Source organism: Maribrevibacterium harenarium (genome assembly GCF_006385675.1).
In the GTDB taxonomy this organism is placed as follows: Bacteria; Pseudomonadota; Gammaproteobacteria; order Pseudomonadales; family Marinomonadaceae; genus Marinomonas; species Marinomonas harenarium.
This window is the reverse complement of sequence record NZ_VFRR01000004.1, coordinates 104,232-126,049: the sequence shown is the minus strand read 5'-3', so window position 1 is coordinate 126,049 and position 21,818 is coordinate 104,232. Positions and strand designations below refer to the sequence as shown.

General features: G+C 47.0%; 26 protein-coding genes. 12 read left to right on the top strand and 14 right to left on the bottom strand.

From position 1 onward, the window contains the following. Positions 1 to 18: 18 nt before the first annotated feature. The gene (rluD, locus tag FJM67_RS03785) at positions 19 to 996 is read right to left on the bottom strand and encodes a 23S rRNA pseudouridine(1911/1915/1917) synthase RluD (protein WP_140587340.1); all 978 of its coding nucleotides are present in this window, start codon (positions 994 to 996) and stop codon (positions 19 to 21) included. A gap of 122 nt (positions 997 to 1,118) precedes the next feature. Here rluD and FJM67_RS03780 point away from each other — a divergent pair, with 122 nt between their 5' ends. Beyond that, positions 1,119 to 1,943, top strand: a complete 825-nt coding sequence (locus tag FJM67_RS03780; protein ID WP_235889975.1) for an outer membrane protein assembly factor BamD — start codon at positions 1,119 to 1,121, stop codon at positions 1,941 to 1,943. 55 nt (positions 1,944 to 1,998) lie between these two features. Here the strand turns inward: FJM67_RS03780 and FJM67_RS03775 are convergent, their stop codons facing one another. Then, positions 1,999 to 2,211: a cold-shock protein gene (locus FJM67_RS03775; protein ID WP_140587338.1), complete on the bottom strand. Its 213-nt coding sequence runs from the start codon at positions 2,209 to 2,211 to the stop codon at positions 1,999 to 2,001. Between the two features lie 471 nt (positions 2,212 to 2,682). Between FJM67_RS03775 and FJM67_RS03770 the strand changes: the two genes are divergently transcribed. Beyond that, positions 2,683 to 3,894 (top strand): ammonium transporter, encoded by a 1,212-nt coding sequence (locus FJM67_RS03770; protein WP_140587337.1) that lies wholly within the window; start codon positions 2,683 to 2,685, stop codon positions 3,892 to 3,894. Positions 3,895 to 3,955: 61 nt separating this feature from the next. Beyond that, complete coding sequence (locus tag FJM67_RS03765) at positions 3,956 to 4,450, top strand: tRNA-uridine aminocarboxypropyltransferase (protein WP_140587336.1); 495 nt, start codon at positions 3,956 to 3,958, stop codon at positions 4,448 to 4,450. Here FJM67_RS03765 and FJM67_RS03760 read toward each other — a convergent pair. The 3 genes from FJM67_RS03760 to FJM67_RS03750 form a co-directional block, all read right to left on the bottom strand. After that, positions 4,447 to 5,145, bottom strand: coding sequence for a fumarylacetoacetate hydrolase family protein (locus FJM67_RS03760; RefSeq protein ID WP_140587335.1), 699 nt, complete (start codon positions 5,143 to 5,145; stop codon positions 4,447 to 4,449). The two genes, FJM67_RS03765 and FJM67_RS03760, sit on opposite strands and share 4 nt — an antisense overlap. 6 nt (positions 5,146 to 5,151) lie before the next feature. Then, a complete protein-coding gene (locus FJM67_RS03755) occupies positions 5,152 to 5,697 on the bottom strand; it encodes a DUF2058 domain-containing protein (protein ID WP_140587334.1) in 546 nt (181 codons plus the stop codon). 120 nt (positions 5,698 to 5,817) lie between these two features. Further along, complete coding sequence (locus FJM67_RS03750) at positions 5,818 to 6,027, bottom strand: cold-shock protein (protein WP_140587333.1); 210 nt, start codon at positions 6,025 to 6,027, stop codon at positions 5,818 to 5,820. A 349-nt stretch (positions 6,028 to 6,376) separates the two neighbouring features. Here FJM67_RS03750 and FJM67_RS03745 point away from each other — a divergent pair, with 349 nt between their 5' ends. The 3 genes from FJM67_RS03745 to FJM67_RS03735 all read left to right on the top strand — a co-directional run bounded on the left by FJM67_RS03745 (position 6,377) and on the right by FJM67_RS03735 (position 9,380). After that, entirely contained in the window at positions 6,377 to 7,378 is a 1,002-nt protein-coding gene (locus FJM67_RS03745) for a 2-hydroxyacid dehydrogenase (RefSeq protein ID WP_140587332.1), read from the top strand. A gap of 64 nt (positions 7,379 to 7,442) precedes the next feature. Continuing rightward, positions 7,443 to 8,315, top strand: a complete 873-nt coding sequence (locus FJM67_RS03740) for a LysR substrate-binding domain-containing protein (protein ID WP_140587331.1) — start codon at positions 7,443 to 7,445, stop codon at positions 8,313 to 8,315. A gap of 111 nt (positions 8,316 to 8,426) precedes the next feature. Continuing rightward, positions 8,427 to 9,380 (top strand): LysR family transcriptional regulator, encoded by a 954-nt coding sequence (locus FJM67_RS03735; RefSeq protein WP_140587330.1) that lies wholly within the window; start codon positions 8,427 to 8,429, stop codon positions 9,378 to 9,380. A 61-nt stretch (positions 9,381 to 9,441) separates the two neighbouring features. Here the strand turns inward: FJM67_RS03735 and grxD are convergent, their stop codons facing one another. Then, positions 9,442 to 9,774 carry a Grx4 family monothiol glutaredoxin gene (grxD, locus tag FJM67_RS03730; protein ID WP_140587329.1) on the bottom strand — a complete coding sequence of 111 codons (333 nt, stop codon included), beginning with the start codon at positions 9,772 to 9,774 and terminating at the stop codon, positions 9,442 to 9,444. A gap of 200 nt (positions 9,775 to 9,974) precedes the next feature. Here grxD and argF point away from each other — a divergent pair, with 200 nt between their 5' ends. Both argF and FJM67_RS03720 read left to right on the top strand, forming a co-directional pair. Beyond that, positions 9,975 to 10,880: an ornithine carbamoyltransferase gene (gene argF / locus FJM67_RS03725; protein WP_140587328.1), complete on the top strand. Its 906-nt coding sequence runs from the start codon at positions 9,975 to 9,977 to the stop codon at positions 10,878 to 10,880. Between the two features lie 96 nt (positions 10,881 to 10,976). Then, positions 10,977 to 11,903 (top strand): LysR family transcriptional regulator, encoded by a 927-nt coding sequence (locus FJM67_RS03720; protein WP_181161421.1) that lies wholly within the window; start codon positions 10,977 to 10,979, stop codon positions 11,901 to 11,903. 2 nt (positions 11,904 to 11,905) lie between these two features. Here FJM67_RS03720 and FJM67_RS03715 read toward each other — a convergent pair whose 3' ends face one another. The 6 genes from FJM67_RS03715 to FJM67_RS03690 form a co-directional block, all read right to left on the bottom strand. After that, complete coding sequence (locus FJM67_RS03715) at positions 11,906 to 13,417, bottom strand: ATP-binding protein (protein ID WP_140587327.1); 1,512 nt, start codon at positions 13,415 to 13,417, stop codon at positions 11,906 to 11,908. Between the two features lie 2 nt (positions 13,418 to 13,419). Then, complete coding sequence (locus tag FJM67_RS03710) at positions 13,420 to 14,139, bottom strand: response regulator (RefSeq protein ID WP_140587326.1); 720 nt, start codon at positions 14,137 to 14,139, stop codon at positions 13,420 to 13,422. A gap of 44 nt (positions 14,140 to 14,183) precedes the next feature. After that, complete coding sequence (locus tag FJM67_RS03705; protein WP_140587325.1) at positions 14,184 to 14,645, bottom strand: DUF1499 domain-containing protein; 462 nt, start codon at positions 14,643 to 14,645, stop codon at positions 14,184 to 14,186. A gap of 30 nt (positions 14,646 to 14,675) precedes the next feature. After that, complete coding sequence (gene rluB / locus FJM67_RS03700; RefSeq protein ID WP_140587381.1) at positions 14,676 to 15,578, bottom strand: 23S rRNA pseudouridine(2605) synthase RluB; 903 nt, start codon at positions 15,576 to 15,578, stop codon at positions 14,676 to 14,678. Between the two features lie 117 nt (positions 15,579 to 15,695). Beyond that, complete coding sequence (locus FJM67_RS03695; protein ID WP_140587324.1) at positions 15,696 to 16,319, bottom strand: L-threonylcarbamoyladenylate synthase; 624 nt, start codon at positions 16,317 to 16,319, stop codon at positions 15,696 to 15,698. Positions 16,320 to 16,373: 54 nt separating this feature from the next. Beyond that, complete coding sequence (locus tag FJM67_RS03690; RefSeq protein WP_140587323.1) at positions 16,374 to 17,207, bottom strand: PHP domain-containing protein; 834 nt, start codon at positions 17,205 to 17,207, stop codon at positions 16,374 to 16,376. A 107-nt stretch (positions 17,208 to 17,314) separates the two neighbouring features. Between FJM67_RS03690 and FJM67_RS03685 the strand changes: the two genes are divergently transcribed. Continuing rightward, positions 17,315 to 17,611, top strand: a complete 297-nt coding sequence (locus tag FJM67_RS03685; RefSeq protein ID WP_140587322.1) for a YciI family protein — start codon at positions 17,315 to 17,317, stop codon at positions 17,609 to 17,611. Between the two features lie 7 nt (positions 17,612 to 17,618). Here the strand turns inward: FJM67_RS03685 and FJM67_RS03680 are convergent, their stop codons facing one another. After that, positions 17,619 to 17,897, bottom strand: coding sequence for a SelT/SelW/SelH family protein (locus FJM67_RS03680; protein WP_140587321.1), 279 nt, complete (start codon positions 17,895 to 17,897; stop codon positions 17,619 to 17,621). Positions 17,898 to 17,977: 80 nt separating this feature from the next. On the opposite strand from FJM67_RS03680, the gene FJM67_RS03675 reads away from it, so the two are divergent. After that, complete coding sequence (locus FJM67_RS03675; protein WP_140587320.1) at positions 17,978 to 18,529, top strand: peptidylprolyl isomerase; 552 nt, start codon at positions 17,978 to 17,980, stop codon at positions 18,527 to 18,529. Next, positions 18,519 to 20,486 carry a bifunctional tRNA (5-methylaminomethyl-2-thiouridine)(34)-methyltransferase MnmD/FAD-dependent 5-carboxymethylaminomethyl-2-thiouridine(34) oxidoreductase MnmC gene (mnmC, locus tag FJM67_RS03670; RefSeq protein ID WP_140587319.1) on the top strand — a complete coding sequence of 656 codons (1,968 nt, stop codon included), beginning with the start codon at positions 18,519 to 18,521 and terminating at the stop codon, positions 20,484 to 20,486. Before FJM67_RS03675 ends, mnmC begins: the two co-directional genes overlap by 11 nt. 49 nt (positions 20,487 to 20,535) lie before the next feature. Here mnmC and FJM67_RS03665 read toward each other — a convergent pair whose 3' ends face one another. Next, positions 20,536 to 20,865 (bottom strand): hypothetical protein, encoded by a 330-nt coding sequence (locus FJM67_RS03665; protein WP_140587318.1) that lies wholly within the window; start codon positions 20,863 to 20,865, stop codon positions 20,536 to 20,538. Between the two features lie 113 nt (positions 20,866 to 20,978). On the opposite strand from FJM67_RS03665, the gene cysE reads away from it, so the two are divergent. Then, entirely contained in the window at positions 20,979 to 21,785 is an 807-nt protein-coding gene (gene cysE / locus FJM67_RS03660) for a serine O-acetyltransferase (RefSeq protein ID WP_268888255.1), read from the top strand. Positions 21,786 to 21,818: the final 33 nt, after the last annotated feature.

Sequence of the window (21,818 nt, the reverse complement as noted above, 5' to 3'; positions counted from 1 at the left end):
TCATCCGATTTCATCTAATCAGATAAAATCTGCGTCAGCTACATCACGCAAATCGTTCTCAAGCACACTTAGCAGGTGCTGCATATCTTGCGGTAGACCCACTTCCCATTCCATCCATTCGCCGGTGGCTGGGTGGGTCAACTCTAGACGCTTAGCGTGTAGCGCCTGACGCTTGAATGAGCGCAACGCATCTTGAAGTTCCTCGGAACAACCTTTAGGCATTTTTAAACGCCCAGCATACTGAGGATCACCCACCAAAGGATATTGAATGAAAGCCATATGGACGCGAATCTGGTGGGTACGGCCAGTCTCTAGCTTCAAGCGAATATGGGTATGGTGGTGATAACGTTTAATGAGTCGGTAATGGGTAACCGCATCTTTACCGTGAATCGGCTCCACAGCCATCTTTTGACGGTTATGGGGATGGCGACCAATAGGCTCATCCACCATGCCACCACCGGTCATCACGCCAATAGTTACAGCTTCGTACTCACGGCCCATACTGCGCTCTTGTAACTGCGCCACCAAGTCGGTTTGTGCCAGTAGCGTCTTGGCTACCACCATTAAGCCAGTGGTTTCCTTGTCCAAGCGGTGCACAATACCTGCCCGCGGCACAGATGCGGTCTCTGGCGCATGGTGTAAAATAGCGTTAAGCAAGGTGCCATCTTGATGACCTGCAGCCGGGTGCACAACGACACCCGCCGCTTTATTGATAACTAAGATATGTTCATCTTCGTAGACGATATCTAATGGAATGTCTTGTGCATCATGGTCAGACTGCTCCTCAAGCTCCACATCTAGGGTGATCATCTCGCCGCCAAATAGCTTCTCCTTGGGCTTGGCGGCTACGCCGTTCACCAATAGCACACCATCTTTTATCCAAGACTGGATGCGAGAACGGGAAAAATCACTGAACAGTTCCGTCGCGATTTGGTCAAACCGTTGATTCGCGTATTCAAATGGTACTTGGGCTTCTTTTACTATGCGCTCTGCCATACAATGTCATTACTTATTTAATAGTCGCGATCATCAACACACGGTTGATGCGCTGGATTTTTGTTCGGGCCGACGCCCAGGTAAATGTAAGGTTGTAAGTATACATGGGATTGCTCTCCAATATGTCGCGTACCGCTTTGATATCGGTACTTTTTTTTCTGCTCGCAGGCTGTGCCAGCACTCCGTCTGACGACATTGATCTACCAGAACGCACTTACTACGATAAAGCAATGGAAGCACTGGATGACAATTTGCCAACGACCGCTGCTCGCCATCTTAAGGACTTGGAAACTCGTTACCCCTTTGGTGAATTGACTGAGCGTGCCAAATTAGACTTGATTTATGCTCAGTTTGAAGCGGGTGACTATATTGCTTCCCATGCGACAGCTGAACGCTTTATTCGTAACTATCCAAATCATATCGCCTTAGATTATGTCTACTATATGCGCGCCCTCTCTACCTATAAAGGTGCTGAAACCTTTCTAGGGCGATATCTGGATTTGAATCCAGCAGAACGGGATGCCAACGAGTACAACAAAGCATTTGGTGAGTTTGCTGACCTGCTGCAACGTTATCCCAGTAGTGAGTATGCCCCAGACGCTAAAGCGAGAATGATTTATTTGCGGAACACCATTGCGCAGCACGAAGTGCAGGTCGCCCATTACTATTTCAAGCGTAAAGCGCCTTTATCCGCTTTACGCCGTGGGCAAGAAGTCATTCAGAATTACCCAAGCACACCTGCAGTGGAAGAAGCCTTGGCGGTAACGATTCAGGCTTATATGGATTTAGGCCAGTTAGATTTAGCCAAATTGAATCTATCTGTTTTGATAAACAGCTACCCAGAAAGTCGCTTTGTTGACGATAAACAACGCTTTATTCCGTTCGAACTACCTCGTGAAGCAAATCCTGACACGCTTTATTGGGTCAGCTTAGGGCTGATTGATTAGCTAGAAACAAAAATGCCAGAGCGAGCTCTGGCATTTTTGTTTAAATTCGACAGAATTAAACGATGGTCACATTTTCAGCTTGGGGACCCTTTTGGCCCTGAGTAACTTCGAAAGTCACTTTTTGGCCTTCTTGAAGAGTACGGCGACCAGTGCCGTTGATAGCACGAAAGTGTACAAACACATCCGATCCGCCTTCACGCTCGATAAAGCCGAAGCCTTTCTCATCGTTAAACCATTTGACGATACCGGATACTAATTCACCTGACATAAAAACCTCATTTCTTATTTGCTGATTTAAGATCAGCTTTCATCATTATCATAGCAATTGCTACTTCGTTCCTTGGTGCTGTTGCCCATGATCAACCTTAGCCATCATCGCAACACACTTCGATAATATGCCGAGGCAAACAAAATGGAAAGAGTGTTTTCATTTTCTACGCACACTTATATCGGCATGAATAACCAAGCCGAAAGGCTCAGCCTAACCATCAGGCTAACGCAACAATATGACAATTTTTCGACAGCCAACTCACCATGTCGTCCACTACTACTGCGCGCCCAATATTTGACCACCCCAAAATATAGCGCACTAGCATATAGCACATCGGCACAATTCCTGCATATTTCATCCTAATGCGATGGAATCCCTACCTATAGTTAGCGATTAATGCATCAAACAACAGCATGGATAACAACAATAGCACCCACTTGGTGCAAAAAATTAAATTGAGGACTCTCTGTGGACCACATTAATAGTGCAGTCGAAACGCTTGTTTCGAGTTCCAACACCCTTTTTATCTTGCTCGGCGCCATAATGGTGTTCGCCATGCATGCGGGCTTCGCATTTTTAGAAGTGGGCACCGTTCGCCATAAAAACCAAGTAAACGCCTTGGTAAAAATCATGACCGACTTCGCTATTTCAGCGCTCGTTTACTTTTTCGTCGGTTATCAGATCGCCTATGGCGTCACTTTCTTTGATAGTGCGACGGTACTAGCAGAAAATAACGGCTATGAACTGGTTAAGTTTTTCTTCCTGATGACATTCGCAGCCGCTATCCCTGCCATTATTTCCGGCGGTGTAGCTGAGCGGGCTAGGTTTTATCCCATGCTGATCTCTGCCGCTATCATTGTTGGCGTAGTGTACCCATTTTTTGAGGGCATTATCTGGAATGGTAACTATGGCTTCCAGGACTGGCTCGCAGCTACCTTTGGTGCCAGTTTTCACGATTTCGCCGGCTCTGTCGTTGTTCACGGTGTCGGGGGATGGGTTGCCATTGCGGCGGTAGTGCTGCTTGGCACACGTAATGGTCGCTTCCGTAACGGCCGTTTAGTGGCATTTGCACCTTCCAATATCCCATTTCTTGCTCTCGGTGCGTGGATTCTTTGTATCGGCTGGTTTGGCTTCAATGTGATGTCAGCGCAAACCCTGGACGGTATCAGCGGTTTAGTCGCCGTTAACTCTCTAATGGCTATGGTAGGCGGCATCATCGCAGCCATGCTACTAGGTAAAAATGACCCAGGCTTTATTCACAATGGCCCTCTGGCAGGATTGGTTGCTGTGTGTGCTGGCTCAGATATTATGCACCCCATTGGTGCCTTAGTGACTGGCGCTGTCGCAGGAGCTCTATTTACTTGGTTATTCACGGCGATCCAACAAAAATTAAAAACTGTAGATGACGTCCTTGGGGTTTGGCCATTACACGGAATTTGTGGCGCTTGGGGTGGTATTGCTGCCGGTATTTTTGGTGCTGAATCTTTTGGCGGCTTAGGCGGTGTCAGCTTCTTGACCCAATTAGTTGGCACGCTTACAGGCATTACCGTAGCATTAATCGGTGGGTTTGCGGTTTATGGCGCGACTAAAGCCATCAGCGGCCTACGCCTATCCGAAGAAGACGAGTTTAACGGTGCCGATCTGTCTATCCACAAAATTGGATCTATCGGTAAAGAGTAATTACAAGCGGTTGTGTGAACGTTAAAATGGGAGCTCTCGCTCCCATTTTTGATAACGACTCATGCATATTTGGTTATTAACTCACTCTCAAGAACTGCTTAAGGCGAATGGTACCGGTCAGCTGGTTAAAGCTGTCTTAGGAAATCAATGCCATATTGTCGAATGGAGCAGAGTCAATCCTCCAACCTCCATTCTGGAACTATCGCCAGACGACACGCTACTCATCTATCCAGAGGACACACAAGACTCATTCTCGTCCATCGAGGACGTTGGTAGTGCAACACCATGGAAAAACTTCATTATTCTTGATGGTACATGGCAACAAGCGCGGAAAATTTATAACCGCAGCCCTTATCTACACGGTTTGCGCAAGCACGCTATCGAACATCTTACTTCTAGTTATATCAGACGCCGCAATCAGGTTGTGGGTGGCTTATGTACCGCGGAAATTGCCATTTACTTACTTGAGCAACAACTTGAACGCAAAAATGCAAAAAGCCTCAAAGAGCGCTTCGAGGCCTTTAATAGACAAACTGCTAGCGTCGACGAAAACTAGTTTATCGTCACTTGGATACTACCAAGCCCCGCCACAGTAACCATCATTGTTTCGCCAGCTACTACCGGGCCGACATTCTCAGGAGTTCCGGTCAATATCACATCTCCCGGTGCGAGACTAAACTGCTGAGATAGCTTAACGATTAATTCCGGCACAGACCAAATCAAGCAGGACAAAGTACTGTTCTGTTTCTCAATTCCATCCACAGACAAGCTGATCACGGACTCTGGTGATGGCGCCCAAATAGATTGCGGGACAATTGCGGATATCGGAGCGCTTTGATCAAAGGCTTTACCGGCATCCCAGGGACGCCCTTTAGCTTTAGCGGCACTTTGCAAGTCACGACGGGTCAAATCAATACCTACCGCGTAGCCATATACCGCTGCTTTAGCTTGCTCTAGGGTGAAATCACTCCCCCCTTGGGACAAAGCAACAACAAGTTCCGCTTCATACTCTAACTGCTGAGTGGCGCTGGGGTAAGCGATGCTTACGGACTGATTCAAATCAACAGGAACCACGCACTCTCGGTCTTTACAGAAAAAAAATGGTTCATCTCGGGTTGGATCATCGCCCATCTCAATAGCATGTGCGGCGTAATTTCGTCCTACACAAAAAACGCGACGCACAGGAAAACGCTCAGACGCTCCAACAATGGGCAATAAAACCACCGGAGCGGGATTAAAAACGTAAGACATAAGTCGTTACCACATCAAATCATCAGGAATTTGGAAATCTGCGTACGGGTCATCTTCATCTTCAACCGCATCAGATTTGGTATTCAACACTAGGACAAAGGTTGGCTCTTTTTGCTGAATTTTCTCAGCAATGCCTTTGGGAACCAGCACATATTGTTCATCTGACTTGAGCAACCCTAGGCGCCCTTCTGATAGATCTTTGTGCATTTTCTCAGACAAGTACAATTTTTTGATTTTCTTGTCATCGGTGAAGTTGTACGCAAGATCGCCATCTTCCCGAGCAACCGTGTTCTGAAGAATCATTTGACGAATCTGACCAAGTACCGCAGTGCGCTCTATTTCACGCTGGCGAGCCAGGTTTAACTCTCGATCTTTGGCGGCTTTTTCTTCCCGCTGACGTTGTAGCTCTGCCTTGCGCTCTTCTTCAGCTTTGTTGTCCAGCTTACCATTTTTGATTTTTTGCTTAGTCTGTAGTTTTTCTGCTTTGATTTGGTTGGCTTTTTTCTTGTTAACCACACCGGCTTTGAGCAACTGCTCTTGTAGTGATGCCATAGTTTCCTCCATTGCAATGCAAGGATTATAACGCCATCCATGTTGGGCGCCAGCTTCTCCCAAAAAAACAAAAGGCAGCCAATTGGCTGCCTTTTATGAGTTTAGTTTCTAAAGTAGAAATTAAACTGGAGTAACGTTCTGAGCTTCTGGGCCTTTTTTGCCTTGAGCTACTTGGAACTTAACTTTTTGACCTTCTGCTAGGGTTTTGAAACCGTCAACGTTGATAGCAGAGAAGTGAACGAATACGTCTGGACCTTGTTCTTGAGTGATGAAACCAAAGCCTTTAGTTTCGTTGAAGAATTTAACGGTACCAGTAATTACGTCAGACATTTTTATATCCTGTTTTATCAATAAGTGATTGAGCCGAGGCTCGGTAGTGCTAAAAAAACGCGGTAGTACTTATGATCTAACAGGACCCTATCCTTAGAAAAGATCGAGCAACTCTGGGACATAAATAGTGCCAACTCTTTTTAACGAGCTTCATTGTAGAACTGTTGAAATGAATCGGTCAATCAGCAATCCGATTATTTTTTCTGCAAACGACCAGAAAACGACCATTTTTTTCCAAAACCGATTGAGCAATATCAAACCTTCCCCATGTTAATTCAACAAGCCCTATTTATCCTATCAACCCCTGCTATATTGCAGGCTACTTGGCAATAAACTCAGAGGTGCAACCATGAAAGTAGCCGTTTTCTCGTGCAAACCCTATGATAGACGCACACTGCAACAGGCAGCCGAAGCCTATCCGGATGCGCAGTTGCACTTTTTCGAGAGTCGTTTAAGCATGGAAACCATCTCCCTAGCAGAGGGATTTGATGCCGTATCTTGTTTTGTGAACGATGACGTGAATCGTGAGGTTTTAAATCGCTTACACAACATGGGCATCAAAGGTATCGCCCTACGCTGTGCTGGCTTCAATAACGTCGATCTGTACTTTGCCAAAGCCAATAATATTCCGGTGTATCACGTCCCGGATTACAGCCCTACCTCCGTTGCAGAACATGCTGTGGCACTCATCATGGCGTTAAACCGCAAAACCCACCGCGCCTACCACCGCGTAAAGGAAGGCAATTTCGCTCTTGAAGGACTAATGGGATTCAACCTAGAGGGCAAAACCGTTGGCTGCATTGGTACGGGGCGTATCGGCAAGGCGTTTTGTCGCATCATGTCTGGATTTGGTTGTCATGTATTATGCTATGACATTACTCCTGATGAAGACTTACTCGACCTTGGCTGCGAATATGTAGACTTGGAAACCATATACCAGTCCTCAGACATTATCAGCCTACATTGCCCACTGAATGCCTCTACCCATCACTTAATCAATAAGACTTCTCTCGCTAAGATGAAGCAAGGGGTCATGATCATAAATACCAGCCGTGGCGCTTTAGTTAACGCTCAAGAGGCTATTGATGGCCTGTACTCCGGTAAAATCGGCTATTTGGGATTAGATGTTTATGAACAGGAAGGCGCGATTTTCTTTGAGGATATGTCAGACCACATTATTCAAGATAGCGTTTTTCAGCTGATGCTATCCTTCCCTAACGTGATCGTCACAGGTCATCAGGGGTACTTTACGGATATTGCGTTGAAACATATCGCCGACACGACCATGGAGAACCTAAGAGCCATCGCTAGCGGCGATAGCACCTCTAGGGAACTCACTCACAACCACTAACTCTTGCCCGACAAAAATGTGTGAAGTGGATGCATAACCTGATCTAGACAGTTACTATGCAGGGATGAAGATCACCCTACGTCAACTCCAAATTTTTGTCGCCATAGCCAGAACTGGGTCAGTTACCGCCGCTGCCCAGCAAGTGGCTATTAGCCAGCCAGCGGCATCACAAGCCCTGAGGGAATTGGAATCCCTCCTAGACAAAACTCTGTTTACGCGAAACGGCAAACGCCTGCAAATCACAGAGCAAGGACGATCTCTACTTCCTCAGGCCAGAGCAGTATTAGAACAAATCGATCATATAGAGTCGCAACTCTCTCCCGAAGAACTGACCGGTACGCTTCATATTAGCGCTAGCGTGACCATCGGCAATTATCTTATGCCAGCGATGATCGCTGAATTTCGACAACGACATCCTCAGCTTCACTTCGAGCTCAGCATTTCCAACACACCTGGAGTGATTCGCGATTTGGTCAATGGTAAAGCGGAAATAGGCTTTATCGAAGGTTTTTGCCAGCACCCAGATCTAGAAGCTGAGCTGTGGCAACAAGATGAACTCGTGGTATTTAGTGCTGCTCATAGCGCTATCGCCGATACGCTCGACCTTGATGACCTGCTCAAAGCCGAGTGGGTGATGCGGGAAACAGGCTCTGGAACACGCATTTTATTAGAACAGGCCCTTGGTGCCCGCGTGCAAGACGTGAAGGTTTCATTGTCACTGACGCATATAGAAGCAGTAAAACAAGCGGTGATACAAAACTTGGGCTTAGGCTGCTTATCCCAATTGAGCCTACAACAAGAGCTGCGCATGGGATTGATAAAACATCACCAAACCCCATTACAGCTGACTCGCACTCTGTTAATAATAAAACCTAGAAATAATGCTTTGACCGATAGCGCGACACAGTTCTTGGCCTTTGCTCGGGAATTACGATAACGCCTTCACGAATAATTTTTGTCTCACCATCAAGCTTTAAGGTTGTACTTTCACCATCAGCAGCTAAAATCATTCATTGAATTTTGGGCTGAGCAAAACCATATAAAACATATGAATATTAACAAGATTGATCTGAACCTTTTGATTTACTTGGACGTTCTATTGCGAGAATGCAATGTCACCCGTTCAGCCAATAAGCTCAATATTACTCAGCCTGCTATGAGTAACGGCCTTAAACGTTTGCGCGACCTGCTCGGTGATCCTCTCTTGGTACGCACTAGTGAGGGGATGAAACCCACTGAAAAAGCTCTGCGTTTACAGCCTATTGTGCGTAAAGTACTACTGGAACTAGAAGAAGCATTGCAGCCCGAGGCGGACTTCAACGAGCGCACATCCACTCGCGTATTTCGTATCATGGCCAGCGACTATGCTGCCTCAACTGTCATTCCAAGACTGTTAACGCGATTGCGGGAAAACGCACCCGGCATCACCTTAGACATCATGACCCCAAGCGACGTGACTTTTCATGATGTTGAAGCCGGCAAAATTGATATGGCTATTAACCGCTTTGAAGAGCTACCGCAATCCTTTCATGAAAAAAGCGTTTGGCATGATACTTTTGTCTGCATGATGAGTTCTGAGAACCCGGTGGCGCAAAACTTTACCCTTGATACTTATTTAGAAGCACAACATATCTGGGTAAGTAAAACGGGCTTTGGTGTTGGGGTCGGCATGGACCCGACGGATGTGCAAAAGCTAGGCTGGGTGGATGAAGCCCTACAACAACAGGGACGCAAACGCAGCATTAGGGTATTTACCCGTAGCTACCATACGGCGATGCACTTGGCCCTAGAGCAAGACCTTATCGCTACGTTACCGCGTAAAGTTGCCATGATTAACCGCAAAAATCCCAATCTAGTGATTTTAGAACCCCCGTTTACTATCCCTCCAATTGAATTAAAAATGATTTGGAGCCCTTTATTACATCACGATGCCAGCCATATTTGGTTTCGTAAGCAAGTCATCGAATTGGCAAACGAGTTAAAATCGCAAAGCAAGTTTTAGCTATCACTAACAAAAACGCGCCCACAAGGGGCGCGTTTTTAGTTACAAAATGGACTTGCTATCAAGACTCAGCGCTATCAGCCGCTGCTTCGTTGATCAATGTCTGCAGTTCACCGTTTTGTGCCATTTCAACAATAATGTCACAACCACCTACTAACTCACCTTTCACCCAGAGTTGTGGGAAAGTTGGCCAGTTAGCATATTTAGGTAGCTCAGCGCGAATATCTGGGTTTTCCAAAATGTTCACAAATGCAAAACGCTCGCCACAGGACATCAATGCTTGTACTGCCTGTGCAGAAAAACCACACTGTGGCATACGGGGGGTACCCTTCATGTAAAGCAAAATAGCATTGTTGGAGATTTGCTCTTTAATAGTCTCGATAGTGTTGCTCACGGCATCAACCTCAAATTAAGTAGTTTGGCATCTTCAGCCAAATTTGTTCGCAAAAACGTATGCCAAGTTTATGTGGACGGGCTTTAGTTTTACAACCCCTAAAACGTAATTCTGTTGACATTATGCTCTTTACTAAATGCGACCTCTGTATTAAATTGCTCGATTCCCTTTTAATAAGTAGGTAAATAAAGGAGCAAATTGTGTCGCCGAGACATTTTCTTACTCTGAAGGATTTGTCACCTTCGGAGTTGAAACAGTTGATTTCCCGCGCCTCTGAGCTGAAGGCGATGCATCGGGCAGGGACTGATTACCAGCCACTAAAAAATAAGGTGCTGGCGATGATTTTTGAGAAATCATCAACCCGAACTCGCGTATCGTTTGAAGCTGGTATGGCGCAATTCGGTGGACATGCCTTGTTCTTATCTCCACGCGACACACAATTAGGTCGTGGCGAACCTGTTGAAGACAGTGCTCGGGTTATCTCCAGCATGGTTGACGCTGTGATGATCCGTACTTTCGGACACGACATTGTTGAAACCTTTGCGGCAAATTCTCGTGTCCCAGTTATCAATGCCCTAACGGATGATTACCATCCTTGTCAGTTGTTAGCCGACATGCAGACTTATCAAGAACACCGTGGCAGCATTGAAGGCAAGAAGGTGGTTTGGGTAGGCGATGGTAATAACATGTGCCATTCCTATATGAATGCCGCGAGCATGCTAAATTTCCAATTGGTTGCAGCTTGCCCGAAAGGCTATGAGCCAAATCCCGCTATAGTGGCAGAAAACCAAGCTAACGTGACGGTACTTCATAGTGCTCAAGAAGCAGTAGTGGGTGCAGATTTAGTGGTGACCGATGTATTTGCTTCAATGGGACAAGAAGAAGAGCAGCAGCAACGTCTGCGAGATTTTTCTGGTTTCCAAGTCAACAAAGCATTGATGGATTTGGCTAATAAAGATGCCCTTTTCATGCATTGTCTACCGGCTCACCGAGGCGAGGAAGTGACTGCCGAGGTGATTGATCATCCTGACTCGGTGGTTTGGGATGAAGCAGAAAATCGACTTCACGCTCAAAAAGCCTTACTTGAATTTTTGATCTGTAACTAGCACAATCCTCGTAAAGCTCGTAGTTGGGCTAGTGTTCCAACCGCGGGCTTTTTTTCGCCCTCCAAGCTGAATAAAACTCAACCAAAAGTATAGTTTATGAGCATTATTGAAGTACGCCATCTCAAAACGCTAACCGCACTACGGGAAACCGGCAGTTTGGTAGAAGCTGCGGAACGAGTTCATCTAACACAGTCGGCTTTATCTCATCAAATCAAGGATTTAGAAGAAAAACTGGGATGCCCGCTGTTTATTCGCAAAACCAAGCCCGTACGGTTCACCAGCGCTGGACTGCGCTTGCTACAGCTCGCTGATGACGTGTTACTGTCGTTCCGCACTGCACAACGGGATATTCAGCGCTTCGCCGAGGGCGAAAGCGGCCGACTGCACATTGCCATCGAATGCCACAGTTGCTACGAATGGCTAATGCCAACGATTGATCACTTTCGTGAGCACTGGCCGGACGTAGAACTGGATTTGTCTACAGCCTTCAGCTTTATGCCGTTACCTGCACTAGCTCGGGGGGATTTGGATCTTGTCGTCACATCGGACCCACAAGACTTGCCTAATATTGAGTACATCCCGTTATTTCAGTACGAGTCTCAAGTGGCGTTGTCACGACATCACCCTCTAGCCAAAAAAGAATTTCTAGTACCGGATGATTTTGTCAACGAAACTCTGATCACCTATCCAGTTGAATCTGAGCGACTCGATATTTTTAAACACTTTTTAACCCCTGCAGGAGTCAATCCGGCCCGCATTCGTCATAGTGAACTTACTTTAATGATGATGCAGCTGGTCGCTAGTGGCCGTGGTGTGTGCTGCCTGCCGAATTGGGCGATGACCGAATATACAAACCGCCAATATGTGTTAACTAAGTCTCTTGGCGAGGAAGGCGTATGGTGTAAACTGTATTTAGCCATCCGAAAAGATCAAAAGGATAACGCCTACATGGAAGACTTAATCAATACCGCTAGTAAGACATGCTTTAAAAACTTGCGGGGGATTTTGTCCCCAGACCTGTAGTTCTAACTTAACAAACTATTCTGATGCTGGCTGCGAGACCAAATTAAACTAAATTTGGCACCGCCCATGCTGCTCTCTTCAACCAATACAGCACCACCATGCCAAAAAGCAATACGCTGAACGATGGCCAAGCCCAGACCATAGCCGCCAGATGCTCGGGTTCGGGAGTTATCTAAGCGCTGAAATGGGATAAATACCTTATCCCGATCTTCTGGAGGAATGCCGGGGCCATCGTCTTCTATATCGACCTGCCAACGCTCCGCATCGTTGGTATAGGTAATCACAATCTTACTGCTGGCATACTTCGAAGCGTTCAAAATCAAATTTTGTAGCGCCCGATGTAGGTGATGAGGGTCGGCATTGACAATATCATCGTCATCTAGATGAACATCGACGGTCAGGTGTTTGAGTAAATTTTGGTTGTGCTCAAGCACACCGTTAAGCAGCTGGCGTAAGCTAGTACTTTCAAAATTTAACGCCAAAGAGCCTTCTTCCAGTTTACCGTAAGTAAGAACCTCGTCCACCAAGGTATTCAGCTCTTCTACATCTCCCTCTAGGGCAATTACAGTGCCATGATCATTCTCATCGATATCATCTTTGAGGGCTTCCAAGCCAAAGCGTAATCGAGCGATTGGCGTTCTCAACTCATGGGAAATCGCATTGATCATCTCACGCTGCACTTTAAGCAGTCGCTGGATATGGGAAGACATGGAATCAAAGGAGTAAGCCAGTTCCTTAAGCGCCCCATTACTATCTACAATACCTTTCGGCAAACCACTGCGACCTCGGGCAATTTGCCGAGTGACAATTTCAAAATAACGCCGCTTTCGGTCTAACACCCGCAATTCACGCCAGACTAACAAGCACATACCAATAACAGCCAAAATCACGATAAGCGCCATTTCAGAAAATAACATAGAGTTATTTTCAGTTCTCATTGAAACCGATAAAGCACTCCGATCTTCTTGAGGAACAATAAATTGCAATACACCCTGTTCATCTACACCGATAACCGTTTGCGTAGAATCTGCGAATGTCGGTAATACCTCGACACTAAAGCAAGGGGCAGACTCGAAAAATGCCTGAAGTTGACCTTGCCATAAGCCTTGCTGGCGTAGCAGATCTATTAGCGAAGGAAGTTGCAGCAATGGGGCAGGAACATTTGCTTGTCCAGAAAGAATCACTGTCCCATTATGAAGAATATTAATATCGCCACGAGCGGATTCCTGCCATTGTAGGGGAGCTGTCCCCCCTATGAAATTCTGAGCAAAAGCAGGCGCTATACTAGACAAGATCTGCCAGTGATAACGCGAATAGGTAGACACATCGGCAATTAAATCTGGGGAAGACGCCAGGACAGCGGCAGATAAATAAACATCTGCACACACTGAGGAGTCAACAGATTGTGAAAGTGTTTTTTGCTGAAGATAAGCCAGTGAGGAGAAAACCAACAGGAGAATAGCAGCGCCGCCGATAATGATGTGCCGATACAGGCGCCACACTTCCCCTATCATTTTTATACCTCTTTAACGAACAGGTAACCTTTACTACGAATCGTTTTAATACGACGAGGGTGTATCGGATCATCACCAATTTTAGAGCGAATACGAGAAATACGAACATCAACGGAGCGATCTTGACCATCGTATTTAATACCACGTAATTCACTAAAAATCTCTTCGCGGCTGAGTATGCGACCAGCATTACTAGCAAGCAACCAAAGCAAATCGAACTCAGCACTGGTTAACTCGACCTCATTGCCCTCTAACCAAGCTTCCCGGCGAGAATTATGAACCACCAAAGGACCAAAGGTGAGCGTTTGCTCGACTTCACTCACTGGTGCAGACAAGTCCACATCCATAGTGCTGCGACGCAATAACGACTGCACCCGTGCTAATAGAACCCGTGGCTTGGCAGGTTTACTGACATAATCATCAGCACCAATTTCAAGACCAAGTATCTGATCGACATCGTCACTACGGGCGGTCAACATCAGAATCGGGCCGTTATACTCGTTACGCACGGTACGACAAACAGTAAAGCCATCAACACCAGGCAACATTAGATCTAAGATAACCAATGAAGGTTGTTCATTGATAATTCGAGAAATGGCATTACGACCATCTGGCTCGACACCGACTGTAAAACCGTTTTTTTGGAGGTATTCCTGAGTTAGCGTAGCAAGACGTTCATCATCTTCTACGATCAAGATTGATTGTGGCTCATTGGTGCTCATTATTAATCCTCATCCTGCAGGTAAGCTATTGACTTGCTTTGGATTCAATCTACTAGAAGTTCTCGCAGTTGTCTAAGACGTTTGCGATTCTCGCCAAGGTCATCGTACCCCACCCTTGACGCAGAGCGCACATGAACCACTTGATCGGCCTCAGGCAAGTAGATTTCTATATCATCTTTGAAGCCGAGTAGCGGAGTTGTGATCTCAAAGTGGGCGTAACCCAAGTGGCTATTTAGCAACTTAGCGTGACCACTATTGAGAAAATACGCTTCAATCTTTAGCTGAGTCTCACGCAGGCTGCCACGGTAGATAATAGGCTCAACATAGTGTTGTTCATCATCTGCTTGGGCCATGGAGGACACGCAATTGGGAGTAGGTGGACAAGGAGTAAAACTCCCATCAACCATACCAAGGTTATCTGGGACAGCACTATTCATATCGACATAAACGAAGAAACCAATTCCCATCGCGATAATCGCTACAAGAATCCAACGTAACAGTCCCATATTGTCTCCCTTATTGCAGTGTAATTTTGACTATCGGAATGAGCGACGGCCAGGTTTGCGTGGTTTGAATTCTGGCTTATCCGAGGTTTGCCAGTCAAACCCTTTGCTCTTACTACGCGGTCTAGCGCCACCGGTTTTAGCCCGCTGACGTTTGTAGTCTTGCTGCTCCTGCTGGGTACGCTGACGTAATGGTTGAGTATTTAGACCAACCATAGCCGCCAAGCTATTTACTTCGTCGTCTTCCATCTCTACCCAACGACCAACCTTGGCCTTTGAAGGCAAAAATACTGGGCCAAAGCGCACCCGTTTTAGTCGGTTCACTTTCACGCCCTGAGATTCCCACAAGCGACGCACTTCGCGGTTGCGACCTTCCATTAAGCAGACATAGAACCAACGGTTAATACCTTCACCACCACCATCAACGATGTCAGTAAATTTGGCCATTCCATCTTCCAGCAGGACCCCTTTTTTCAAAGTAGCAAGCTGCTCATCATTTACCGCCCCCATCACTCGCACCAAGTACTCGCGGTCAATCTCGGTAGATGGGTGCATGAGACGGTTAGCAAGTTCACCATCGGTAGTGAATAACAACAAGCCCGACGTATTGATATCCAGACGACCAACGGCAATCCAGCGGCCATTTCTGAGTTTCGGCAAGCGATCAAACACGGTTGGACGACCCTCAGGGTCCTTGCGTGTGCAGACTTCACCCTCAGGTTTGTTATAGATAATTACTCGGCGAGATGATGCCAGGGCTTCGCTAGCATTTACTAGAACACCATCTGAATGAATTTCATCTTTAGGAGAGACGCGATCTCCCAGTTTGGCGACTTCACCATTGACGGTGATGCGGCCATCGCGAATACGATTCTCCATTTCACGACGAGAACCCACACCCGCTCTTGCTAACACTTTTTGTAACTTTTCGTCCATTACGACCTCATTGGGGGAATGCTTCGCAGCAACCTGTTTATCTGTTTTTTTGACGCCTGTTAGTAGGCAAAATATTGGCCGCATTATAACCTTATTCATTGCGGCCTCCTAGCAGATTCAAGGGTTAAATGGCGTCGGATCTCCGCTGCCTACGCGCAGCACTGAAATGTCTTCTGAGTCCATCGCCACCACCGTTGTCGGTTGCATTCCACAAAAACCACCATCAATGACCAAATCAAGCTGATGCTGCAAGGTATCGCGAATATCATAGGGATCCATCATCGGGTCAGTTTCACCCGGCAAGATCAAGGACACACTCATTAATGGCTCCCCGAGCTCTTCTAGCAGCGCTTGCGCAATCGCATTATCCGGCACCCTGATACCAATGGTTTTCCGTTTCGGATGCATCAAGCGACGGGGAACCTCAGAAGTGGCGTTAAAAATGAAAGTGTAAGGCCCCGGCGTGTTATGTTTTAGCAAACGATACATACTATTATCGAAACGCGCATAGACGGACAGTTCCGAGAGATCTCGGCACACTAACGTGAAGTTGTGCTTGTCATCTAAACGACGAATCATACGGATACGATCCAGCGCCTTCTTATCCCCCAAATGACACCCTAGTGCATAGCCGCTATCTGTAGGATAGGCAATTACCGCTCCTTCTCTCACCATTTGTGCGGCTTGCTTGATCAAGCGACTCTGTGGTGTTTCTGGATGAACTGTAAAAAATTGACTCAAAAGAGACTCCCGAAAATAAATAGTATTTGAACCTAGACCATTAATAAGAAACTATCACTGCCATTTTTCCCAAACGGGTACTAGGTTATCTAATTTGACTTGCGTATATTTGCCCACTTGGCTCCAAGGACCAAACGGGCCATGATAATCACTGCCAACCGACACTTGGAAAGCGAAGTCCTGCGCCAACCGCTCCATATAACGCACATGCTCCGGCCTTTCATTGCCAGATACGATTTCCACTGCGGTTCCCCCGGCCGTCTTAAAATCTGCCAACAAGGAACGCAACTTGGTGGCCGTTAAGGGATAGCGCTTGGGATGAGCCAAGATGACATCCACTCCCGCTAGAGTCGGTAACACTTCGTTTATATCGGGCCACACATCCCGCAGGGCTCCGAGGCGTTTATTCGATAGGTATAAATCGAATGCCCGATTCATATCTTTTACCAACCTCAGCTCGACCATCGCTTGGGCAAAGTGAGGCCGCCCCAACTGAGCACCGGACGCTTTTTCCAGAGCCAGCGGCAGTAAATCGGGCAACCCCTGCTTTTGTAGCATTACGTTAATGCGCTCGGCACGCTGTAAACGGACTAGCTGATTATGCTGCACCCAGCTTTGCACGCCGCTGTGATTTAGGACATCGCCCAGTAACACTATATGCAAAGGAAACTTCCCCCAAGCCACGGAAAGCTCAACCCCATTGATTAAATTAAGCTTTCCCAAAGCAGCGCCTTGGGCTTCCTCTAATCCAGCCAATGTATCGTGATCTGTCAATGCCAACCAACTCACCCCTTGGGATTCGGCAAGCTCAACTAACTCTGTCGGCGTTAGGCGACCATCTGAGGCCGTCGAATGGGTATGTAAATCCACCCCTTGATAGCGATCCAAAAGCTAATAATCCTGCGTTGATTGCGATATGATCCGCACCATGACAACACGATACGGTAATGTAACTACCACTCCAATGTAACACTGACTGAAACGAGAAACAGCACATGTATTACTCTATTGTAGGATATGACGTAGAAAATAGCTTAGCAAACCGCCTACAGGCTCGACCTGATCACCTTGCCCGATTGCAGGCATTACGAGACGCAGGTCGCTTACTTGTAGCAGGCCCAAACCCAGCCATCGATAGCAATGACCCAGGTTCAGCCGGCTTTACTGGCAGTGTTGTGATTGCTGAATTTGATTCCCTCGAGGCGGCGAAAGCATGGGCTGATGCTGATCCCTATGTCACTGCCGGTGTTTACGATCGAGTCGAAGTAAAACCGTTCAAACAAGTGTTCTGAGTCGGCGTCACTTCCGATCACTGTGGCCCAGATCTCGGTCTGGGTCTATCTCGTCCCGCAAGCGCTGTTTTAATTCTTTCGCTTCAGGAAAACCATCTTCTTTCTTGCGGCACCAGATTTCCACACCATTGACCCGCACTTTAAAAATCCCACCCTCTGTTGGAATCAAGGTGACACTTTTAATATCGTCGGCGAAGGTCGTCAGTAATTCCTGAGCCAACCAAGCCGCCCGCAGCATCCAACGACACAAGGTACAATATTCAATTTCGACAATCGCCGTACGCACTAAGAAAACCTCGCAAGATACAGTATGATGTGAACAATAAGCACCTATTGTAAAACGCAACTTTAAATTAGGAAGCCACGATGAAAAAAACTTTACTTGCGACTCTGCTGCTAGGCGTTTTCACTAGCGCCGCTTACGCCACGGAAGTGGAAATGATCACCAATAAAGGCACGATTGTTATCGACCTAAATGATGAAGCCGCACCCAATACGGTGGCAAACTTTCTGCGTTATGTGGACGAGGGCTTTTACAGCAATACGGTTTTCCATCGTGTTATACGCGGTTTTATGGTGCAAGGGGGAGGTTTTGAAGCAGACTTAAATCGTAAAGACACCCATCTACCCGTTGCCTATGAAGGTGATAACGGCCTTTATAACGACGCCGGCACTATCGCCATGGCCCGTACTCAAGACCCCAATAGCGCCACCTCCCAGTTTTTCATTAATCAAGTAGATAACACCTTCCTCAACCACGGGGCGCGAGGCACCTACGGTTACACTGTATTTGGCAAAGTAACGCAAGGCATGGATGTGGTCAACCGTATCGCAGACGTATCAGTGCGGAATGTAGGACCTTACCAAAACGTTCCGGTAGAGCCTGTGGTTATCGAGGCTGTGCGTCGTGTCAACTAGCTATTGCCTAGAGCCGCCCAAGCTGCATTTTGGCGAGGATGGTGTGCCTCGTTCGGCAACCTTTGATGATGTGTACTTCGATAAAGAAGCCGGTCTCGCCGAAACTGAGTATGTGTTTATCCAGCAAAATAATCTGTCGGAGCGCTTTGCCGCCTTAAATGACGGCGACCAATTCACCATTGCTGAAACTGGATTTGGGACGGGACTTAACTTCCTCTGTACCTGGCACCACTTTGTCGAGAACGAAAGCAAAGGATGGTTACATTTTGTCTCTGTTGAAAAATATCCCCTTGATAAAATGAGCTTGCAGAATGCGCTCGCGGCATGGCCTTCCCTCTCCCGCTACGCCAAGTTGCTGGTGGATAATTATCCCACCTTATGCCAAGGCTGGCATCGGGTAAACTTTAATGAACATCGAGTATCACTTACGCTTTGGCTTGGTGACGCCGGTGATGGATTTAGCGGTCTCGCTGCCAGTGTAGATGCTTGGTTTTTAGATGGATTCGCTCCCAGCAAAAACCCACAAATGTGGAATGAACAACTCTTCCAAGCAATCGGAAAGTTGAGTCACCTTGGCACCACCTGCGCTACTTTTACCGCCGCGGGCATTGTCCGCAGAGGGCTGCAAGCCTCCGGTTTCAAAATGGAAAAGGTAAAAGGTTTTGGTCATAAACGCGAGATGCTGCGCGGCACTTTCGAGCAAGGGGCGACTACGCTAAAAAACCCTTGGTTCTATCATCAACCCAAACGATTAAATGCATCAGCTAGGATTCTAGTAGTAGGCAGTGGCATTGCAGGTGCAAGTACCGCCAGAGCATTGGTAGACAAGGGCTTCCGCGTGCAAGTCTGGGAAGCCGACACAGAAATCGCTTCCGGCGGCTCAGGCAATATTCAAGGTATGCTCTACCCTAAATTGCAAGCCACCAATACGCCGATTAATCGCTTCTATCTTGCTGCATTTCTATTCGCCCAGGCCACCTTTACCAACTTAAACCAGTCTGTGAGTGGGGAAATCTGGCGCCAGTGCGGTCTGCTGCAGAGAGCCAAAAACTCCGCGGAGGCTGAAAAGTTTGAAAAGATGCTTGGGAGCCAACTTTATCCTCCCGAAGTATGCTTTGCAAAGCAAGATGGCGAGATTCTGCTGCCACTGTCTGGTTGGGTCGCACCAAAACTCGCATGCGCTAAACTGCTAGATCATGAGCGTATTCAAGTCCACCTGGGTAACGAGTTACTTCAACTAGAGCAAACTCAACAGGGATGGGAGGCAACTGGGACAAAGTCACCGGAACCTCAGCATTTCGATAGGGTGGTATTGTGTACTGCCGGAGCGATCAATCAGCACTCTCCAGTTAGTGAGTGGCCAGTTAAAACCATTCGAGGGCAAGTCAGCAGACTATCTGTTGAACATCTCGATACCCAGCAACAGACAACGGCGCTTGCACTTGATCAAGTACTTTGTGCTGATGGCTATGTTTCTCCACCACTAGACGGACATCTCAACTTCGGTGCCACTTATGACTTGACCAGTAATGAGATCCTGCCGACGTTAGCGTCCCACAGCACCAACCTGAACAAGCTGGCGAACTTGCTAAATATTGATACGGAGAACATCGCTCCTGAAAACTTAACCGGAAGGGTTGGCTTTCGTTGTACTGTTGCAGACTATGCCCCAATCGTTGGCCCTGTCAGCAATCCTCAAGTGCTTTTAGAAAGCTATGCACCACTGCGGCAAAATGCCAAATGGCAGCCAACCGAACTACTAAATAACGGTATTTTGGAAGGGCTATATGTAAATGTTGGTCATGGTTCCAGGGGACTGGTTAGCGCACCATTAAGTGCCGAGTACTTAGCGAGCGTGATCAGTGGCGCACCATCTCCGCTAGAATCAGCGGTAGCAGAATCCATTCACCCGAATCGTTTCGCTATTCGCCAACTAAAACGAAACTCTGCTGGATAGACGCTATGATTGGGCACTCGTGATACACCAGTGCCCAGATAGGCGATGACTATAGCTCGAATAGCTCACATGCTCTTGGAATAAGATCTTCCAAACGCTGGAAAGTGGAAGGACGCAAAGCAACGTCAATCAAAAGGGTATGTAAATTGCGTAGCTTATCACTCAAGCGAACCACAGCTGGGTTAATGGGCTCGTAGGGATAAATATGATCCTGAATACTCAGCTTATGCAGCTCATCAAGCTCGTCTTGCAACATGCTCTTCATGGCAAAAAACATGTCTTTGTTATCAATATTATTGGTTTCCCAATAGCCGTCGGCCAACGCCGTGTTCAACTCATAAAAAATATGTAATGCATCCGAAACGGTTTTTTGACTCATAGTGACTCCATTAAATTCGGGAAGACTCTTTACCTTTACCCTTGTTTTGATACATCCTACCCCCATAACGCTTATCTAGCCACGAAAATTCTCACGTTATTAGACGCACAATTATGACATTACAATCCGAAATGACATCCAGCAATTTATGGCCGTCTTTGCAGGCGGAAGCTGAAAAGCTGGCACAAGATGAACCCATTCTCGCCAGCTACTTTAATACGACCATTTTGCGCCACGATAGTTTAAGTTCGGCTTTGAGTTTTTTGCTAGCCAGTAAATTGGACAGCATATCAATCCCTGCCATGGTGCTTCGAGAAGTATTTGAGGAAGCCATGAGTGACCCCAACTCCGGCATTGTTGGTTGTATCGAGCGGGATATTATTTCTATTAAGGAACGTGATGCCGCCTGTGATTGTCTGACCACTCCTTTGTTATTTTTCAAGGGCTTTCATGCGCTACAAACCTATCGCGTGGCGCACTGGTTATGGAACCATAACCGCAAAAGCTTAGCATTGTATCTGCAAGGTCAAATGTCGATGACATTTGGTGTCGATATACACCCTGCCGCTCGCATTGGCTGCGGCATTATGCTGGATCACGCCACGGGGCTGGTCGTCGGTGAAACCTGTGTTATCGAAGATAACGTCTCGATACTCCAGTCAGTCACCCTCGGTGGTACCGGTAAAGAGCATGGTGATCGTCATCCGAAAATTCGCTCAGGTGTGTTGATCGGTGCTGGAGCCAAGATTTTAGGCAACATCGAAGTAGGAGAAGGTGCGAAGATTGGAGCTGGTAGCGTGGTGTTGGAACCTGTTGCGAAACATACCACCGTGGCAGGTGTTCCCGCCAAGGTAGTCGGACGCACTAGTGAAGCTGAACCTTCCCGCGAAATGGACCACTCCATCAAAAACTGCCGCTAAATAACCTAAATGCGCTGCCCTATTCCATGCAGC

Coding starts and splice junctions, on each gene's coding strand:
- FJM67_RS03675 (WP_140587320.1), top strand. CDS start 17,978: ATGAAAAAAACTTTACTTGCGACTCTGCTGCTAGGCGTTTTCACTAGC.
- FJM67_RS03750 (WP_140587333.1), bottom strand. CDS start 6,027: ATGTCTGACGTAATTACTGGTACCGTTAAATTCTTCAACGAAACTAAA.
- rluB (WP_140587381.1), bottom strand. CDS start 15,578: ATGGACGAAAAGTTACAAAAAGTGTTAGCAAGAGCGGGTGTGGGTTCT.
- FJM67_RS03735 (WP_140587330.1), top strand. CDS start 8,427: ATGAATATTAACAAGATTGATCTGAACCTTTTGATTTACTTGGACGTT.
- FJM67_RS03765 (WP_140587336.1), top strand. CDS start 3,956: ATGCATATTTGGTTATTAACTCACTCTCAAGAACTGCTTAAGGCGAAT.
- rluD (WP_140587340.1), bottom strand. CDS start 996: ATGGCAGAGCGCATAGTAAAAGAAGCCCAAGTACCATTTGAATACGCG.
- FJM67_RS03745 (WP_140587332.1), top strand. CDS start 6,377: ATGAAAGTAGCCGTTTTCTCGTGCAAACCCTATGATAGACGCACACTG.
- FJM67_RS03710 (WP_140587326.1), bottom strand. CDS start 14,139: ATGAGCACCAATGAGCCACAATCAATCTTGATCGTAGAAGATGATGAA.
- FJM67_RS03715 (WP_140587327.1), bottom strand. CDS start 13,417: ATGATAGGGGAAGTGTGGCGCCTGTATCGGCACATCATTATCGGCGGC.
- cysE (WP_268888255.1), top strand. CDS start 20,979: ATGACATTACAATCCGAAATGACATCCAGCAATTTATGGCCGTCTTTG.
- FJM67_RS03720 (WP_181161421.1), top strand. CDS start 10,977: ATGAGCATTATTGAAGTACGCCATCTCAAAACGCTAACCGCACTACGG.
- FJM67_RS03775 (WP_140587338.1), bottom strand. CDS start 2,211: ATGTCAGGTGAATTAGTATCCGGTATCGTCAAATGGTTTAACGATGAG.
- FJM67_RS03760 (WP_140587335.1), bottom strand. CDS start 5,145: ATGTCTTACGTTTTTAATCCCGCTCCGGTGGTTTTATTGCCCATTGTT.
- FJM67_RS03755 (WP_140587334.1), bottom strand. CDS start 5,697: ATGGCATCACTACAAGAGCAGTTGCTCAAAGCCGGTGTGGTTAACAAG.
- FJM67_RS03705 (WP_140587325.1), bottom strand. CDS start 14,645: ATGGGACTGTTACGTTGGATTCTTGTAGCGATTATCGCGATGGGAATT.
- FJM67_RS03665 (WP_140587318.1), bottom strand. CDS start 20,865: ATGAGTCAAAAAACCGTTTCGGATGCATTACATATTTTTTATGAGTTG.
- FJM67_RS03780 (WP_235889975.1), top strand. CDS start 1,119: ATGTCGCGTACCGCTTTGATATCGGTACTTTTTTTTCTGCTCGCAGGC.
- FJM67_RS03740 (WP_140587331.1), top strand. CDS start 7,443: ATGAAGATCACCCTACGTCAACTCCAAATTTTTGTCGCCATAGCCAGA.
- FJM67_RS03685 (WP_140587322.1), top strand. CDS start 17,315: ATGTATTACTCTATTGTAGGATATGACGTAGAAAATAGCTTAGCAAAC.